This window comes from Pseudorhodoplanes sp., assembly GCF_035565855.1.
Lineage (GTDB): Bacteria > Pseudomonadota > Alphaproteobacteria > Rhizobiales > Xanthobacteraceae > Pseudorhodoplanes.
The window spans coordinates 1-17,061 of the sequence record NZ_DATMRX010000197.1; the positions used below are offsets into that span (position 1 = coordinate 1).

At 64.1% G+C, this 17,061-nt stretch carries 12 protein-coding genes; 4 read left to right on the top strand and 8 right to left on the bottom strand.

What is annotated here, in order from left to right:
* Nucleotides 1–134: 134 nt before the first annotated feature.
* From VN004_RS10950 to VN004_RS10960, 3 genes are all read right to left on the bottom strand, one after another.
* The gene (locus VN004_RS10950) at nt 135–440 is read right to left on the bottom strand and encodes a glycine zipper domain-containing protein (RefSeq protein ID WP_325609857.1); all 306 of its coding nucleotides are present in this window, start codon (nt 438–440) and stop codon (nt 135–137) included.
* Between the two features lie 72 nt (nt 441–512).
* The gene (locus VN004_RS10955) at nt 513–2,138 is read right to left on the bottom strand and encodes an EAL domain-containing protein (protein WP_325609859.1); all 1,626 of its coding nucleotides are present in this window, start codon (nt 2,136–2,138) and stop codon (nt 513–515) included.
* 178 nt (nt 2,139–2,316) lie between these two features.
* Nucleotides 2,317–3,237, bottom strand: coding sequence for a pirin family protein (locus tag VN004_RS10960; protein WP_325609861.1), 921 nt, complete (start codon nt 3,235–3,237; stop codon nt 2,317–2,319).
* 169 nt (nt 3,238–3,406) lie between these two features.
* On the opposite strand from VN004_RS10960, the gene hpaD reads away from it, so the two are divergent.
* On the top strand, nt 3,407–4,411 hold the full coding sequence (hpaD, locus tag VN004_RS10965) for a 3,4-dihydroxyphenylacetate 2,3-dioxygenase (RefSeq protein WP_325609863.1): 1,005 nt from the start codon (nt 3,407–3,409) through the stop codon (nt 4,409–4,411).
* Between the two features lie 26 nt (nt 4,412–4,437).
* On the opposite strand, the gene speE is transcribed toward hpaD, so the two are convergent.
* The 4 genes from speE to aspS all read right to left on the bottom strand — a co-directional run bounded on the left by speE (nt 4,438) and on the right by aspS (nt 10,339).
* Nucleotides 4,438–5,307, bottom strand: coding sequence for a polyamine aminopropyltransferase (gene speE, locus VN004_RS10970; protein ID WP_325609865.1), 870 nt, complete (start codon nt 5,305–5,307; stop codon nt 4,438–4,440).
* A 77-nt stretch (nt 5,308–5,384) separates the two neighbouring features.
* The gene (gene speD / locus VN004_RS10975) at nt 5,385–5,795 is read right to left on the bottom strand and encodes an adenosylmethionine decarboxylase (RefSeq protein ID WP_325609867.1); all 411 of its coding nucleotides are present in this window, start codon (nt 5,793–5,795) and stop codon (nt 5,385–5,387) included.
* Between the two features lie 250 nt (nt 5,796–6,045).
* Nucleotides 6,046–8,331, bottom strand: coding sequence for an NADP-dependent malic enzyme (locus VN004_RS10980; protein ID WP_325609869.1), 2,286 nt, complete (start codon nt 8,329–8,331; stop codon nt 6,046–6,048).
* A 211-nt stretch (nt 8,332–8,542) separates the two neighbouring features.
* Nucleotides 8,543–10,339 (bottom strand): aspartate--tRNA ligase, encoded by a 1,797-nt coding sequence (gene aspS, locus VN004_RS10985; protein WP_325609871.1) that lies wholly within the window; start codon nt 10,337–10,339, stop codon nt 8,543–8,545.
* A 209-nt stretch (nt 10,340–10,548) separates the two neighbouring features.
* On the opposite strand from aspS, the gene VN004_RS10990 reads away from it, so the two are divergent.
* The 3 genes from VN004_RS10990 to VN004_RS11000 all read left to right on the top strand — a co-directional run bounded on the left by VN004_RS10990 (nt 10,549) and on the right by VN004_RS11000 (nt 15,510).
* Nucleotides 10,549–12,165, top strand: a complete 1,617-nt coding sequence (locus VN004_RS10990; protein ID WP_325609873.1) for a thiamine pyrophosphate-dependent enzyme — start codon at nt 10,549–10,551, stop codon at nt 12,163–12,165.
* Nucleotides 12,166–12,175: 10 nt separating this feature from the next.
* On the top strand, nt 12,176–13,324 hold the full coding sequence (rnd, locus tag VN004_RS10995; protein WP_325609875.1) for a ribonuclease D: 1,149 nt from the start codon (nt 12,176–12,178) through the stop codon (nt 13,322–13,324).
* Between the two features lie 110 nt (nt 13,325–13,434).
* Nucleotides 13,435–15,510 carry a S9 family peptidase gene (locus tag VN004_RS11000; protein ID WP_325609877.1) on the top strand — a complete coding sequence of 692 codons (2,076 nt, stop codon included), beginning with the start codon at nt 13,435–13,437 and terminating at the stop codon, nt 15,508–15,510.
* 40 nt (nt 15,511–15,550) lie between these two features.
* Here VN004_RS11000 and ppx read toward each other — a convergent pair whose 3' ends face one another.
* Complete coding sequence (gene ppx / locus VN004_RS11005) at nt 15,551–17,053, bottom strand: exopolyphosphatase (RefSeq protein ID WP_325609878.1); 1,503 nt, start codon at nt 17,051–17,053, stop codon at nt 15,551–15,553.
* Nucleotides 17,054–17,061 lie beyond the last annotated feature (8 nt).

The following is a 17,061-nucleotide window of genomic DNA, read 5'->3' on the forward strand; positions in this document are numbered from 1 at the left end:
AGAGCAAGAAACGGGATTTTCATGGATGTAGCGGGGGCTCAGTGAAAATTCGGGTCAGTCCTGCGCGCGGGCGATGGCAATCCTGAGGCAAGGATGGGCTGTTGCAACCCCTCCCCGGGCCGCCGCGCGCGCTTTCAACAGAAGCCGCGGGACACCAGGTGATAATCGCCACCCCGGTCGCACCGCCAGCAGCGGCCGTTATACCAATAATAGCCGGTGTGCCGGCGTTCCATCTGCGCGCCCAGCGCCGCGCCTGTCGCGGCTCCGATGATCGCACCCGCCGCTGCGCCGCCACGGCCACCTGCCGCACCACCGATGATTGCGCCGGCGGCGCCGCCAAAGATCGCTCCTCCGATCAGACCCTCCTGCGCGGCGGCCTCCTGGACCGGCATCGCCAGAGCAAGTGCAAGGCAGGCCGCTCCTGTGGTCATCCGAATCATGGACGTTCTCCCGTCGATCGCGCGCCTGCGCAGCATATCATGCGCCGCGAAGCGCCTCCACAAAGCCGGGCGTCAGGCCATGCGGAGCTGCGGTTGAGCGGGATTGAACGCGGTTTCCGTTGCCTGGCGTGGATCGATCGCCTCGACGAGCTTCAGGAACGAAGGTCCCGGCAGCGGTGGAGCGAAGACAAAGCCCTGCGCGGTGCGAATCCCGCGCTCGCGCAAGGCGACCACTTGCTCGAAGGTTTCGACGCCCTCGGCGATGATGTCCATGCGCATGCTCGCGGCCAGATCGACGAGCGTCTCGATGATGGTGCTCGAATGATTGTCGCTGCCCAGCGCGTCGACGAACATCTTGTCGATCTTGATGATGTCGGCGCCGAGTTTCAGGATATAGGACAGCCCGCCATGGCCGGCGCCGACATCGTCGATCGCGATGCGCAGACCGAGATCCTGCAGGGTCGCAATGATCCGGCGCGTCTGGGCCAGATTTTCGAGGGGCTGACGCTCGGTCACTTCCAGAAAGATCTGCGAATAGCGAATGGGCGAACGTTCGAAGATCGACCGCAGCTCGCGGGCAATCGTCTCGTTCGAGAAATGCTCTGCGCTCAAGTTGAAGCCGACCTTGAGCTTGGGACGCAGCGCATAGGCCTGCCCCAGCTCCTTTACGACATGGCGCATGATGCTTTGCGTCATCGCCACGATCAGCCCGCTTGATTCCGCGAGCGGAATGAACGCGGCGGGCGGCAGCACGGTCCCATCGCTTTTCTTCCAGCGCATGAGGACCTCGGCGCCGCGAAGCCGTCCGCTGGTGATGTCGACGATCGGTTGGTAATACGGCACGAACTCGCCGCGCCGCAGCGCGCGCTCGAGATCTGCCACAGGATTGTCGCGATAGCGTACGCGCAGGATGAGCGCGACCGCGACGATGGCCAGCGCGAGGATCCCCGTCATCGCGATCGCGATCTCGCGCAAGTCCGCGATCGACACCTCGCCTCCGATCTGCGGATGCGACGTCGCCACCCGCACGCCGAAACGGTCGTTGACCTGCGCATTGCGGGTCACTGACGAAAGGCTTTCGCTATCGGTTGGGCGGGTGCCGAGTTCCGAGATCATGGTGCCGTCCAGCAGGGCGAGCTGGGCATATTCCGCTCCGACCCGTTCCCTCATGCCGAGCCGGGCGATCAGGACTTCCGGGAGGACGAGGGCGGCCAGACTCGCCGTTCCCCCGGGCCCGGCTGGCTGCCGCAACCGCACCATGCGTCCGGGCCGGCCGTCGATCTGCACCACCTCGATTTCAGCGTCCGAGCCCTGCACCTTGCGCGACGAGAGCACGCGAACGAGGCCCGGCAAGGCGACGTCGGCACAAAGCGGTTGCCCGGCGGCGCCGAGCACAGAGAATTGCTTGACCCAGGGCGACGACAGGCTGGCTTCGCCGAGCGCCGCCACCTGGTCCGCGCGACAGCCGTCGACGCCGCGTTTGGCGAGTGTGGCGAGGCCGGACAGCGCGAGGCCAAGGCGCGCATCAGCCAGATTGACCGAGCGGCGCGCGAAGGTTTCGATATCGCTTGCGCTTTGGCGAACCAGAAGGCCATCGACCCACAGGTGAAGCCCGATCATGGGTGCACCCGCGAGCAGGATGCCGACCGCGATCGCGATCAGTTTTCTGGCTCTCGATGACAACGCAAACGCCCCCACGCACACTCAACAACCCAACTTGCCCGCTTCCCGTAAAGGCGGGATTAAGCATAGGGCTCGCGTTTCGATTGGTGGTGACAGCGCTTGCGGCGCCTGAGGGTATGGTTAGGCGCATGTTAAGCGGGCCGCCCGGCGGGGCGACCGCGCCAGCAGCGCTTCAGCCGACTGGGCCAATGGGCTAGCGCTCGGGCAGCGGAATGAACTCGGTCTCGTCGCCCGGCACGATATCGAAGCGTGCGTTTTTCCAGTCCTCTTTCGCCTGCTCGATGCGCTCCTTCCGCGAGGAGACGAAATTCCACCAGATGTGGCGCGGACCATCGAGTGCCGCGCCGCCAAGGATCGCGATCCGGCTTGCGGTAACGGCGCGGATCGCGATGCGGTCGCCGGGCCGAAACACCAGAAGACGCGGTCCGGTGAATTGATCCCCCGCGATCTCGATCGTTCCGCTCACGACATAGATTGCGCGTTCTTCGTAATCGGGGTCGAGCGGGACCGTTGTGCCTGCCTGCATCACCACATCGGCGAACACCGTGTCGGACGCGGTCACGACCGGGGAGCGCGCACCGAAGGCCTGCCCTGCGACCACGCGAGCGGTGAATCCGACATCGCTGACGAGCGGGAGGTCGCCTGCGTCGCGGTGAAAGAACGATGGCGCGATCTCCTCCTTGTCGGCCGGAAGCGCGACCCAGCATTGCAGACCGTGCAGCGTGTCGCCGTCGACGCGGAGCTCCGGCGCCGTGCGTTCGGAATGCACAATGCCGCGCCCGGCCGTCATCCAGTTCACTTCGCCGGGCCGGATGGCGATGAAGGTGCCGAGACTGTCGCGGTGGGTGATCTCGCCGTCGAACAGATAGGTCACGGTGGCAAGTCCGATATGCGGATGCGGCCGCACGTCGACACCTGTCCCCGCGCGAAATTCCGCCGGGCCCATCTCGTCGAGGAACACGAACGGCCCAACCATGCGCCGCTGCGCAGAGGGCAGCGCCCGGCGAACCTCGAAATTGCCGAGATCGGTCGAGCGCGGAACGATCACGCGCTCGAGCGCATCGCAGCTCTGACGGTCACCAGGGGTCGGATCCTCACCGGGAAAAAAACTCATGGCCGCAGCATCCGTTGATCTTTGGTCGATACAGCTCGGACTTTCGCAAGTCTACACCGGGCGGCGGGTCGGACAACGAGACAATTGAACCCGCCTGCCACGAGCCATATGGTGCGCCACGCCCACATCAAGTGGCCCTGCCCACGTCTCTTCAGCCCAATCGATCAGCATGACCCTGCCCGCGCCAGTTCTTGACCCGCCCTTCAACATCACACGGGTCAGCCACGTGATTTTGACCGGCCGCGATCTCGACGCGAGCCGCCGCTTCTATTGCGACGTCCTCGGTCTCGTAGTGAGCGACCAGGACGACGACGCGCTTTATTTGCGCGGGCTGGAAGAAGCCTCCCACCATTCACTCGTCATCCGCCGGTCTGACGACAAACCGGTGTGTCAGGCGATCGGCTTTCGCGTGCTCACCGAAGGCGACCTCGATAAGGCCAAGCATTATCTCGATCAAGCCAACGTGCCGAACAGCTGGATCGAGGCGAAGCATCAGGGGCGCACGCTGCGTTTCGTCGACGGTTCGGGCTCGCCGATCGAACTCTGCACGACGATGGATATCGTGCCCCGACTGATGCAGCGCTTCGACAAATTCCACGGCGGCAGCCCGCAGCATCTCGACCATGTCCAGGTCGCAGCGTCCGATATCCAGCGCGCGTTCGATTTCTACGCCCCGCTCGGATTCCGGTTGACGGAATATACCGCACGGGACGGCACGGACGAATTGTGGGGCATCTGGCTCGCGCGGAAGGGCAATCCGCACGACATTGTCTTCAGCAACGGTCGCGGACCGCGCCTGCACCATTTCGCATACACGGTGCCGGAGGTGCGCGACCTCATCCATGCCTGCGATGTTGCCGCCAGCATGGGCTATGCCAGCCGGATGGAGCGCGGGCCCGGACGGCATGGCATCGGCAACGCGCTGTTTGTCTATTTCCGCGATCCGGATGACCATCGGATCGAGTTGTTCAATACCCATTATCAGGCCATCGATCCCGACGTTCCGCCGATCCGCTGGGACCTGACCAACACCAGCCGCTCGCAATTGTGGGGATTGCCGGCAACGCGGGGCTGGTTCTTCGAGGCGACGGAATTCGAAGGCGTCACGCCCGCCGAGCCGCTGTTGAAAGCGGACCCGGTGACGCTGGAAACATTTCTGGCGAACCAGTTTTGAGATCGGCGCACATGAGCGCCGAAACATCACGGCTGCGCAATCAATTCGTCGATGTAGCGCGGCAGCGCGAACGCCGCGCGATGCACCTGCGGCGTCCAGTATCGCGTCGGGAAGCGTTCGGCCCGCTCGTATCGTTGCGTCAGCTCCTCCACGGAGACATTGCGCAGCGCAATGTCGTCGGTGGCCCAGCCCATCGCGAGATGACCACCGGTATAGGTCGGAATGGCTGCCACATAGCAGCCGCCGTCCACAAACAGAGTGCGGAAGGCCTTGACCGAGTTTTGCACCACGCGCGGCTGCAGGAACGGCACGCCGCTCTGGGTGACCATGATCCCGCCCGGATTGAGGCATTTCCGCACGCCGCGATAGAAGGCTTCGGAAAACAGGACTTCGCCGGGCCCGTGCGGATCGGTTGAATCCACAATCACGACGTCAAACCGGCGCTCGGTTTGCTCGACGAATGACAGGCCATCCCCGATCACAAGCTCGAACCTCGGATCGCTCAGGACCGGGCGGGTGAATTCCGGGAAATAGTCTTTGGCAAAAGCCACCACCGATGCATCGATTTCGACGAGCGTCAGGCGCTGCACCGTGTCGTGCTTGAGCACCTCCTCGGCGATGCCGCAGTCTCCGCCGCCGACGATCAGAATGTTCTGCGCGCGCCCATGCGCGAGGATGGGCACATGCGACATCATCTCATGGTAGATGAATTCGTCCGCTGACGTGACTTGCGTTGCGCCGTCGAGCATCAGCACCTTTCCGAAATGCGGGCTCTCGAACAGCAACAGATGCTGATGCTCTGTTTTCGACTCGTGCAGGATGCGCGTCGCCCTGTAGGACGTGCGCAATCCGGCATCATCGAACAGCGACTCGGAAATCCAGCGATCCTCGGCCATGACGCATCCTCACGCCGGCGCGCGCGGCGCCCGCCGACGTTCATTCTAGTCGAGACGCCCCCAAATCCGCAGGCGGGCTAGACGCCCTGCCCGCGCAGGATTTCGCTCACTGCGATGCGCGTCGGCTTGAAGGCCTCGCGCAGAACCGGAATGCAGGCTTCGGGTTCTGCGGCGCCGCACATGAACACATCGAGCGCGGCGTAACGATTTTCCGGCCATGAGTGAATCGAGATGTGGCTCTCGGCCAGCACCGCGACGCCGGATACTCCGCCATTCGGCTCGAAATGATGCAGATGGATGTGCAAGAGGGTCGCCCCGGATGCGGTGACGCAGTCGCGCAGCACCGTCTCGATATGATCGATGTCATCGAGTTTCCGGGCGCCATACAGATCGATGATAAGATGCGTGCCCGCGCATCTGATCCCGTTTCGCAAAACGAAGCGGTCGTCCTGTGGTGCGGTGTTCGACGCGGCTGCGTCGATGTGCAAGTCCTTCGTTCGGGAGGTACTTGGGGCCCCCAAGCCCGTCCCCGATTGAAAGAGGGCGTTCCGGCGCATGTGCCGACCTCCTCAACCAGAGAGCGCAGCCCGAGAGTCCGGCGAACCGGCTCACGGAATGAAAAAGCCGCCCCGACAGCGCGTAAAGCGCTGAAAACAAGCGGCAGGCTTGGAATTAAGCATTTTGCCCGGCCGCTTCAAGCGAGCCGCGAACGACAAAATGCCGCAAAGCGCGGCGTGATTACCGCGCGCTCGCGCCCTGCGCTTCCACGGCCGCAAGCGCCGTCATGTTGATCACGCCACGCGCCGTGACCGACGGCGTCAGGATGTGTGCCGGCATCGCCGCGCCGATCAGAATCGGCCCGACCGCCAGTGCGTCCGCCAGCACCTTGGTCATCTGGTAGGCGATATTGGCGGCGTCGAGATTGGGCATGATCAGAACGTTGGCCTCACCCTTGAGCCGCGAATGCGGAAACACCCGCTCGCGAATGGCCGGGTTCAGCGCGGTGTCGCCATTCATCTCACCTTCGGCTTCGAGTTCCGGGTTGCGCTCCTGCAGCAGCTTCATCGCCGCACGCATCTTGGCGGCCGATGCTGTGTCGTATGAGCCGAAATCCGAGTGCGAGAGCAGCGCGATTTTCGGCTCCAGACCAAAGCGGCGGACATGCGCCGCGGCAAGCACCGCCATGTCGGCAATCGCCTCCGCGCTCGGTTCCGGGGTCACATGCGTATCGGCGAGGAAATACGCGCCCTTGTCGGTGATGACGAGCGACAAGGCCGCGAACTCGTCCACGCCCTGCGCCAGCCCGATGACGTCGCGGATGTTCTTCAGGTGCGCCATGTAGCGGCCTTCAAGCCCGCAAATCAGGGCGTCGGCAATCTTCAGGCGCACCGAGAGTGCCCCGATCACCGTCGCATTGGTCCGCACGATGGTTCGCGCAGCGTCGGGAGTGATCCCGCGCCGCCCCGCGGCTTCGACATAGGCCTGGACGAATTCGCGGTAGCGCGGGTCGTCGTCCGGATTGATCAACGTGAAATCGCGGCCGGGGCGGACCGACAATCCATAGCGTTCAAGCCGCGTCTCGACGACATTCGGACGCCCGATCAACAGCGGATGAGCGAGCCCCTCTTCGACCACGACCTGCGTCGCACGCAGCACACGTTCATCCTCGCCCTCGGCGTAGATCACCCGCTTGAGGTCTTCCTTGGCGCGGATGAAGACCGGCTTCATGATGAAGCCGGACCGGAAAACGAAACGGTTCAGACGCTCGCGATAGGCATCGAAATCCCCGAACGGCCGGGTCGCCGCGCCCGACTCGATCGCGGCCTGCGCGACGGCCGGAGCGATCCGCAGGATCAATCGCGGATCGAACGGATTGGGAATGAGCGAGCCCGGGCCGAACGTGCGCGCCTCGCCGCCCTGGGCGCGGGCGGCAACTTCGGACGGCGCTTCGCGCGCCAGCGCAGCGATTGCTTCTACCGCCGCACGTTTCATCGGCTCATTGATGGTGGTCGCACCGACATCCAGCGCGCCGCGGAAAATAAACGGGAAGCACAGCACGTTGTTGACCTGGTTCGGATAGTCCGAACGTCCGGTACAGATCATCGCGTCCGGTCTTACGGCGCGCGCTTCGTCCGGCATGATTTCGGGCGTCGGGTTGGCGAGCGCCATGATCAGCGGCCGATCCGCCATGCGCTTGACCATGTCGGGCTGCAGCACACCGCCTGCCGACACGCCGAGGAAGATGTCGGCGCCGCCGATGATGTCTCCGAGCGTCCGCGCGTCGGTGTCCTGCGCGTAGACCTCCTTCCAGCGGTCCATGAGCTTGTTGCGGCCCTTGTAGACCACGCCCTCAATGTCGGAGACGAAGATGTGCTCGCGCTTGGCACCGAGCGCGACGAGGAGATTGAGGCAGGCGAGCGCCGCAGCACCTGCGCCCGACGCAACGATTTTCACGTCCTCGATTTTCTTCCCGGCAAGATAAAGCGCATTGGTGACGGCGGCGGCGACAATGATGGCTGTGCCATGCTGGTCGTCATGGAAGACCGGAATTTTCATCCGCTCCTTCAGCCTGGCTTCCACCTCGAAGCATTCCGGCGCCTTGATGTCCTCGAGGTTGATGCCGCCGAAGGTCGGTTCCAGTGCCGAGATCACGTCGACCATGCGGTCGACTTCCGGCGCATCGATCTCGATGTCGAACACGTCGATGCCCGCGAATTTCTTGAACAGGACCGCCTTGCCTTCCATCACCGGCTTGGACGCAAGCGGCCCGATATTGCCGAGACCGAGAACCGCACTGCCGTTCGAGACGACGGCGACAAGATTCTGACGCGTCGTGAGTTCGGCCGCCTCGCGCGGATCGGCCGCGATCGCCTCGCAGGCCGCAGCGACGCCCGGCGAATAGGCCAAGGCAAGATCGTTCTGGGTGCCGAGAGGCTTGGAGGCCGCGATCTGAAGTTTTCCGGGCCTCGGAAACCGATGATAAGCGAGCGCCCGATTCTTCAGATCCTCGGACAAATTGGACATCACCGATGGCATTATTTCTTTTCCGAAGCAGAGCCGAAACCGCTGCCCTGCCTTTTAGGGAAGTTATCGAGACATTGCGAATACTACCTGAAACGGCCCGGAATCGCGCGTCACGGGCCCATGGCCCGCGACGCGGCGGAACGCAGCATCTGTGAATCGGCGGACCTCGCAGCGCTGCACGCGAGAGCTGTACGCTACCGTGCCCGCAGGGTCACTTCTGCGGCAGCGCCAGCCTGATATGCAATTCGCGCAATTGCTTCGGGGTGACCTCGGACGGCGCGCCCATGAGCAGGTCCTCGGCCCGCTGGTTCATGGGGAACAGCACCACCTCGCGGAGATTCTCCTCCCCGCAGAGCAGCATGACGATGCGATCGATGCCGGGCGCGATGCCGCCGTGCGGCGGGGCGCCGAGCGAGAGCGCGCGCAGCATGCCTCCGAACTTCGCCTCCAGCACGCTTTCGTCGTAGCCCGCGATCGCGAAGGCCTTCTTCATCACGTCGGGGCGGTGATTCCGGATCGCGCCCGACGACAGCTCCACGCCATTGCAGACGATGTCGTACTGGAACGCCTTGATGCCGAGGATCTTCTCGGTCTCGCTTGGATCGAGCGCCAGGAATTCGTTCACGGGCATGTTCGGCATTGAGAACGGATTGTGCGAGAAGTCGATCTTCTTCTCCTCCTCGCTCCATTCGTACATCGGGAAGTCGACGATCCAGCAAAACTCGAATCGGTCGGTATCGATCAACTTCAGTTCCTCGCCGACGCGGGTGCGGGCAAGGCCTGCGAATTTCACGAAGTCCTTCGGCTTGCCGGCAACGAAGAACACCGCGTCGCCGACGCCAAGCGAAAGCTGATCGGCGATCTGTTTGGTGCGCTCGGGACCGATATTCTTGGCGAGCGGACCCGCGCCGCCCTCCTCGCCCTCGCGCCAGAAGATGTAGCCGAGCCCCGGCTGCCCTTCACCTTGCGCCCATGAATTCATCCGGTCGCAGAAGGCGCGGTTGCCGCCGGTCTTCGCCGGGATCGCCCAGACTTCCACCGCCGGATCGTTCGCGATCATGTTGGCGAAAATCTTGAAGCCCGAGCCGCGGAAGGCGTCGGTGACATTCGCCATCTTGATCGGATTGCGCAGGTCCGGCTTGTCCGAGCCGTAAAGCCGCATCGCATCGGCGTAGGCGATGTGCGGGAATTTCTGCGTCACCGGCTTGCCGTTCGCAAATTCCTCGAACACCCCGCGCAGCACCGGCTCCACCGCGTTGAAGACATCGTCCTGCGTGACGAAGCTCATCTCGATATCGAGCTGATAGAATTCGCCCGGCGAGCGGTCGGCCCGCGCATCCTCGTCGCGGAAACAGGGCGCGATCTGGAAGTAGCGATCGAAGCCCGACACCATGATCAGCTGCTTGAATTGCTGCGGCGCCTGCGGCAGCGCGTAGAACTTGCCCGGATGGATGCGCGAGGGGACAAGATAGTCGCGCGCGCCTTCCGGCGACGAAGCTGTCAGGATCGGCGTCTGGAATTCGAAGAAGCCGCCCTCCTTCATGCGGCGGCGGATCGAATCGATGATCGCACCGCGCTTCATGATGTTGTTGTGCAGCCGCTCGCGGCGCAGGTCTAGGAAGCGGTAACGCAGCCGGATCTCTTCCGGATATTCCTGATCGCCGAATACCGGCATCGGCAATTCGCCGGCCGGCCCCAGCACCTCGATCTCGGTGGCGAAGACCTCGACCAGGCCGGTGGGCAGGTCCGGATTCTCGGTTCCCGCCGGGCGCGCCCGCACCTTGCCGTCGACCCGGATCACCCATTCCGAGCGCACCTTTTCCGCATCCCGGAAGGCCGGGCTGTCGGGGTCGGCGACTACCTGGGTGAGCCCGTAATGGTCGCGCAGGTCGATGAACAGCACGCCTCCATGGTCGCGGACCCTGTGGACCCAGCCGGACAGCCGCACGGCCGCGCCGATGTCGCTCTGGCGGAGCGCACCGCAGGTGTGGGAGCGGTAACGATGCATGGAAAATCTTTCGGTGACAGGGCTCTGCAAAGTGGGCTGAAGGCGCCGGAAAAGCGCATGGGGGTCGTGCTTTGTCAAGGCAAGGGAATGCCTCGACAGAACCGCCTCGATCTGCATTCTGAGGGTGGAAAAGCACCTCGACGGAATCGATGCCCAAACCAGCCAAGAACGCCGCCGCGAAGCCAAAATCCAGCGCGCAGGCGGTCCGAATGACCACGGGCCAGGCTGTGGTCAATGCTCTGCTCGCGCATGGAATCGACACGGTCTACGCCCTGCCGGGGGTGCATAACGACCATTTCTTCGACGCCCTGCATCGCGCGGGGAATCGGATTCGGGTGTTGCATACCCGCCATGAACAGGGCTGCGCCTATATGGCCCTCGGCGCGGCGCTGGCGACCGGGGCGCCGCAGGCCTATTGCGTGGTTCCTGGGCCCGGGCTCCTCAATTCCGCCGCGGCCCTCCTGACCGCCTATTCGATGAACGCCCCGGTCCTCGGCCTGATCGGGCAAATCCCGCAAAGCGCGATCGGCCGCGATCTCGGCCATTTGCACGAAATCCGGGACCAGGCCGGCATCGTGTCGCGGCTCGTCGACCACTCCGCCCGCATCCCGCGCGCCGCCGATGCGCCCCGGGTGGTCGCCCAGGCGATCCAGTCCATGTTCGTGGGCCGCCCCGGACCTGCCGTCCTTGAATGCGCGATGGATGTTTGGGGGCGCGCCGAACCCGTGGCGGACTTCGCGCCGCTCCCGGTTTTCGAGCCGCCGATCGACGACGAGGCGGTCGAGGCCGCGGCGAAGCTGCTCGGGGCCGCCAGGAATCCGATGATCGTCTGCGGCGGCGGCGCCCAGGACGCCTCCGAAGAGGTCACGCAGCTCTCTGCGATGCTCCAGGCGCCCGTGCTGGGCTATCGGCGCGGCCGCGGGGTCCTGGACAGCCGGGACCCGCTCTCGATCACCTTGCCGCTGGCGCATGAGATGTGGCCCGAAGTCGATGTCGTCATCGGCGTCGGCAGCCGGATGCTCCAGCAGCTCACCGTCTGGGGCACAGACAAGAACCTCAAGGTGATCCGCGTCGAGGCCGATCCGGATGAGCCCGAGCGCGCCGGCAAGCCCGATGTCGCTCTCATTGGAAATGCGGCCCCCGTGCTGCGCAAGCTGATCGCCGCCCTGCCCGCGCATAATGCCAAGCGGAATTCGCGCAAGGCCGAGATGCAGGAGCGGCAGGCGAAGCTCGCCAAGCGGCTCGCGAAGCTCGTGCCGCAGATGGCGATTCTCGACGCGATCCGCGCCGAATTGCCGGAAGACGGAATCTTCGTCGACGAGGTGACGCAGATCGGCTTTGCGGCGCGGCTGGCGCTGCCGGTCTACAAGCCGCGGACCTTCATCTCACCGGGATATCAGGACAATCTCGGCTGGGGCTTTGCGACCGCACTCGGCGTCCAGGACGCGCGGCGCGACGTGCCGGTGCTCTCGATCACCGGCGATGGCGGCTTTCTCTACACCGCGAGCGAACTCGCTTCCGCCGTCCACCACAAGATCCCGCTGGTCACGGTGGTGTTCAACAACAACGCATTCGGCAACGTGAAGCTGATCCAGCAGGAATGGTATGGCGGACGCACCATCGCGAGCGACCTCACCAATCCGGATTTCGTGAAATTCGCCGAAAGCTTCGGCGCCGCCGCCGAGCGCGTGGAAAACCCCGCGCAGTTGCGGGCGGCACTCAAGCGCGGGTTCAAGCGCAAGGACGGGCCGACCCTGATCGACATGCCGGTCGCGGCGATGCCCTCGCCGTGGGAGTTCATCATGATGCCGCGTGTCCGCGGGTGATCGATCCGGCATGGACCTGATCACCACCACCAACGAACTTCGCGAGGCCTGCGAACGGCTGGCGGCGCATCCATTCGTGACCGTCGACACCGAATTCCTGCGCGAGTCGACCTATTATCCGCAGCTCTGCGTCGCCCAGCTGGCAAGCCCCGACGAAGCCGTCGTGGTCGACGCGCTCGCGCCTGACATCGACCTGCAGCCGTTCTTCGACCTGATGGGCAATGAAACCGTCATCAAGGTCTTCCACGCCGCCCGTCAGGACATCGAGATCGTCTGGCATCGCGCGAACCTGATCCCGCATCCGGTGTTCGACACCCAGATCGCGGCGATGGTGCTCGGGCACGGAGACTCTGTGTCGTACGACCAGCTTGTCCAGCGCATCACCGGCGACACCCTCGACAAGTCGTCGCGCTTCACCGACTGGACGCGCCGGCCCTTGAGCAAGGCGCAGATCGAATATGCGGTGTCCGATGTCACGCATTTGCGCGACGTCTATCGCAAGCTCAAGGCCGATCTCGAAAAGCGCAATCGCATCGAGTGGATGAGCGAGGAAATGGATGTCCTCACCTCGCCCGAAACCTACCGGATGGACCCCGACAATGCGTGGCAAAGGCTGCGATCGCGGGTCCGCAAGCCGAAAGAGCTCGCCGTGCTCATGGAAATCGCGGCCTGGCGCGAACGCGAGGCCAAGGCACGCGACATCCCGCGCGGACGTGTTCTGAAAGACGAAGTCGTCGCCGACATCGCGATCCAGGCGCCGACGACGATCGAGCGGCTGTCGTCATTACGTTCTCTGCCGAAAGGCTTCGAGCGCTCCCGCTGGGGCCTCGAAATCCCGGACCTCGTCAAGCGCGGTCTGGCGCGCGATCCCAAGACATTGCCAGCGATCGAGCGCACCAAGCCGTTGCAGAACGGCACCGCCATCGTCGAGCTTCTGAAAGTTTTGCTGCGCATGACTGCGGAGAAACATGCTGTCGCAGCCAAGGTGATTGCGACGGTCGACGATCTGGAACGGATCGCGGCCGACGATCGCGCCGACGTGCCGGCCTTGAAAGGCTGGCGCCGGGAATTGTTCGGCGAGAAGGCGCTGGCGCTGAAATCCGGCAAGCTCGCACTCGCGATCGAAAAGGGACGGGTTACGGCGATCGAGCGGAGCTAGACAGTTCGCGCGGTTGACGCTCGTATCCGCAGACACGAGACCTGGACTGAAGCGCTGACTTCGCGCTGGTGGGCGGCCCTAAGCACGAGTCTTCGAAAGCGATGCATCGAATGTCGAACGATCCCAAGAACAAGCCTCCCATTGCCAAGCGCGTGCCGCACAGCTTCACCCGGCACGGGATCACGATCGAAGACCCTTATGCCTGGCTGCGCGATCCCGGTTATCCGGAGGTCAAGGACCCCGACATTCTCGCCTATCTCGACGCCGAGAACGCGTATTTCGAGTCGGTGATGGCCCCGCATCGCGATCTCGTGGACAGCGTCGTCGCGGAGATGAAGGGGCGCATAAAGGACGATGACGCCAGCGTGCCGCAGAAGGATGGCGCCTACGTCTATTGGTACGCCTTCGATGCGGGCGCGGAATATCCGAAATGGTTCCGGCGCAAGTTTGTCGGCGGTGCCGATGAAATCATCATCGACGAGCCGGCCTTGGCCGAAGGCCACGATTATTTCCGGCTCGGCGGCCACGCGGTCAGTCCGGACGGGCGCCTTCTCGCATACGCAATCGATACCAACGGCTCGGAACGCTACGTGCTGAAGGTCCGCGACCTTGCAACCGGACAGGACCTGCCCGACACCATCGAAAACTGGCGCTATGGCCTGATCTGGGCCGCGGATTCGAAAAGCTTCCTCTATACCGACGCGGACGAACACTGGCGTTCGAAGGTGGTCTGGCATCACCGCCTCGGCGATCCGCAAAGCGCCGACCGGGAGATCTACCGCGAGCCCGACCCGATGTTCACGGTCAGCCTCGGCCGCACCCAGTCGCGCCGCTTTGCGACTTTCTCCACGGGCGATCACACGACCAACGAAATCCGGCTGATCCCGCTCGCCGATTTTACCGCGGAGCCGATCCTCGTCTCGCCCCGCGTCGCCGGCCGCCTCTACGACCTCGATGAGCGCGAAGGCACGCTCTACATCCGCAGCAACGACACGCATCTGAATTTCCGTGTCGTCACGGCGTCGATCGATGCGCCGGGGCAATGGAAAGAGATCATCCCCGGCAGCGAACGCCACTACATCCTCGGGCTGACGACGTTCGAAAACCTGATGGTGATCGAGGAGCGGATCGACGGCCTGTCGCAAATCCGCCTGCGGGATTATGCGACCGGCGCCGAGCGCTATATCGCGTTCCCCGAAGCAAGCTATGTCGCGAGCCTCGGCAGCAATCCGGAATACAAGGTCGAGCGGCTGCGGCTGAACTACCAGTCGATGGTCACGCCCAACACGGTCTACGACTATCATCTCACCGATGGCCGGCTCGAAGTGCTGAAAGTACGTGACATCCCGAGCGGCTACGACGCCTCGCAATATGTCACCGAGCGGCTGCTCGCGCCGGCGCGCGACGGTGTGATGGTGCCGGTCTCGGTGGTTTACCGCCGCGATTTCGTGAAGGACGGGAAAGGTCTTCTGCATATCTATGGCTATGGCGCCTACGGCCATGCCATTCCGCCCGGCTTCTCGACCAACCGGCTGTCCCTGCTCGACCGCGGATTTGCCTGCGCCATCGCGCATATTCGCGGCGGCGACGATCTCGGCTTCGGCTGGTATCTCGACGGCAAGCTCGACAAGCGCACGAACAGCTTCAACGATTTCGTCGACGTCACGCGCCATCTGATTGCGCAGGGCTTTGCCGCGCCCGGGCGGGTCGCGGCGGCGGGCGGCTCGGCCGGCGGCGAACTCATGGGTGCGATCGTCAACCAGGCGCCCGAACTCTACGGCGCCATCGCCGCTCATGTGCCCTTCGTCGATGTGCTGAACACGATGCTGGACGAAACCTTGCCGCTCACACCCGGCGAATGGTCCGAATGGGGCAACCCGATCACCGACAAGGCCGCGTTCGAATATATTCTCAGCTACAGCCCCTACGACAACGTGTCGGCACAGGCCTATCCCGCGATGCTGGTCACCGCCGGCCTGAACGATCCGCGCGTGACCTATTGGGAGCCGGCCAAGTGGGTCGCGAAGCTGCGCGCCACCAAGACGGACAGCAACACGCTTCTCCTCAAGACCAACATGGGTGCGGGCCATGGCGGCAAGTCGGGCCGCTATACGGCGCTCGAGGAAGCGGCTGAAGAATACGTGTTCTTTCTCACCCAGCTTGGCGCTTCGCGGGCAAGCAGCTGACGCGGCGGTATCGCCCCGGTCGTTCGGATCGTCCCCGCGATCACTCTTCCACGACCACGGCCTCGCGTCCGATCAGCCGCGCCAGAGTGCGCATACGGTTCATCACCCGCTCGCCATTGAGCGCCCTGTTCGAGCCCGACAGCGTCAGCACGAGACGCCCACGCTCGACACGCAGCGGCGTTTTCGGCAACACGCCGGGCATCGAGGCCGACACCATATAGGCGACCCGCATCGTCGCACCGAGGATGCGCGCGCGGTCCAGCATCCGCGTCGAAGCCAGTTCGCGCAGCCGCGGCGACAATTCGTCGTCATGGGTGATGCCGACATGCCGGAAATAGACAGCGAGCGCGAGATAGGCACGGCCGGCATGGTCGAGCGAGACGAAATCCGCATGCGCGATCAGGTTGAGCGATTGCTCGCCGCGATAATCCGGGTGCGTGCGCCAGCTGACATCGGCGACAAGACAGGCGGCGTGGCGCAGCCTGCGCTCCTCTGCGGTTTCGTCGATGCCGCTCGAATCCATGAAGCGGTCGGTCCAGCGCACGAGTTCCTCGCCATGCTGCGGCGAGCGCGAGCGCAACAGGTTGAGATTGCGGGCCGCGGCGATCAGGGCATCCTTCTTCTTCTCGCTCTCGCTGAGGAGCGAATAGAGCAAGCCTTCGCGAACGCCGAGCGCGGACAAAACGATATTGTCGGGACGGATCTTGCGGATCAGCCGCGACAGAACCACCGCCGCATAGCCGAGCAGCGGCCGGCGCGCCGCCGAGATCACTTCGATATTGGACAGCGTTTCCGGATCGACGCGCTGCACCAGTTCGCAAAACTCCAGCGCCTCGCGCGCACGCAACGTATAGCCATGCATGACGTGCAACGGATAACCGGTCTGTGCCATGTGCAGTCCGGCGAGCGCGCGCCAGGCGCCGCCCACGGCGTAGAAATTGCGGGCTTTGCCGGATTTCAGGAATGGGACATCGGCCAGTGCGCGCTCGACGATTTTTTCGGCGCGCTTCAACGATTGACCGGCGGCGTCCTTCAGCGCGAGACCACCGAGCGGCAGCGTGACCCCGCGGCGGATCTTGTGGCCGCGCACGTCGATCAGTTCGAGCGAACCGCCGCCGAGGTCGCCGGTGATACCATCGGGATCATGGATGCCGGAGACAACGCCGAGCGCGGCAAGTTCCGCTTCACGCTTGCCGGACAGCACATCGATTTTGACGCGGCAGATGCGTTCGGCCTCGGCGATGAAGGGCGGCCCGTTCTCCGCATCGCGGCAGGCTGCGGTGGCAATGCCATAGACCTTGCCGACCTGAAGATTGTCGCACAGCGCGCGAAACCGTCGGAGCGCCGCGAGCGCTTCGGCCACGGCATCCGGCGCCAAGAGCCCCGTCGACTGCACCTGCCGCCCGAGGCCGGCCAGCACCTTCTCGTTAAAGATCGGCGACGGGCTGCGCGTCAGACCTTCATAGACCACGAGACGTACGGAGTTCGACCCGATGTCGATCACCGCCACCGGCGGGCCGTGATCGAGGCGCCCCTGCGCCATTTCAACGG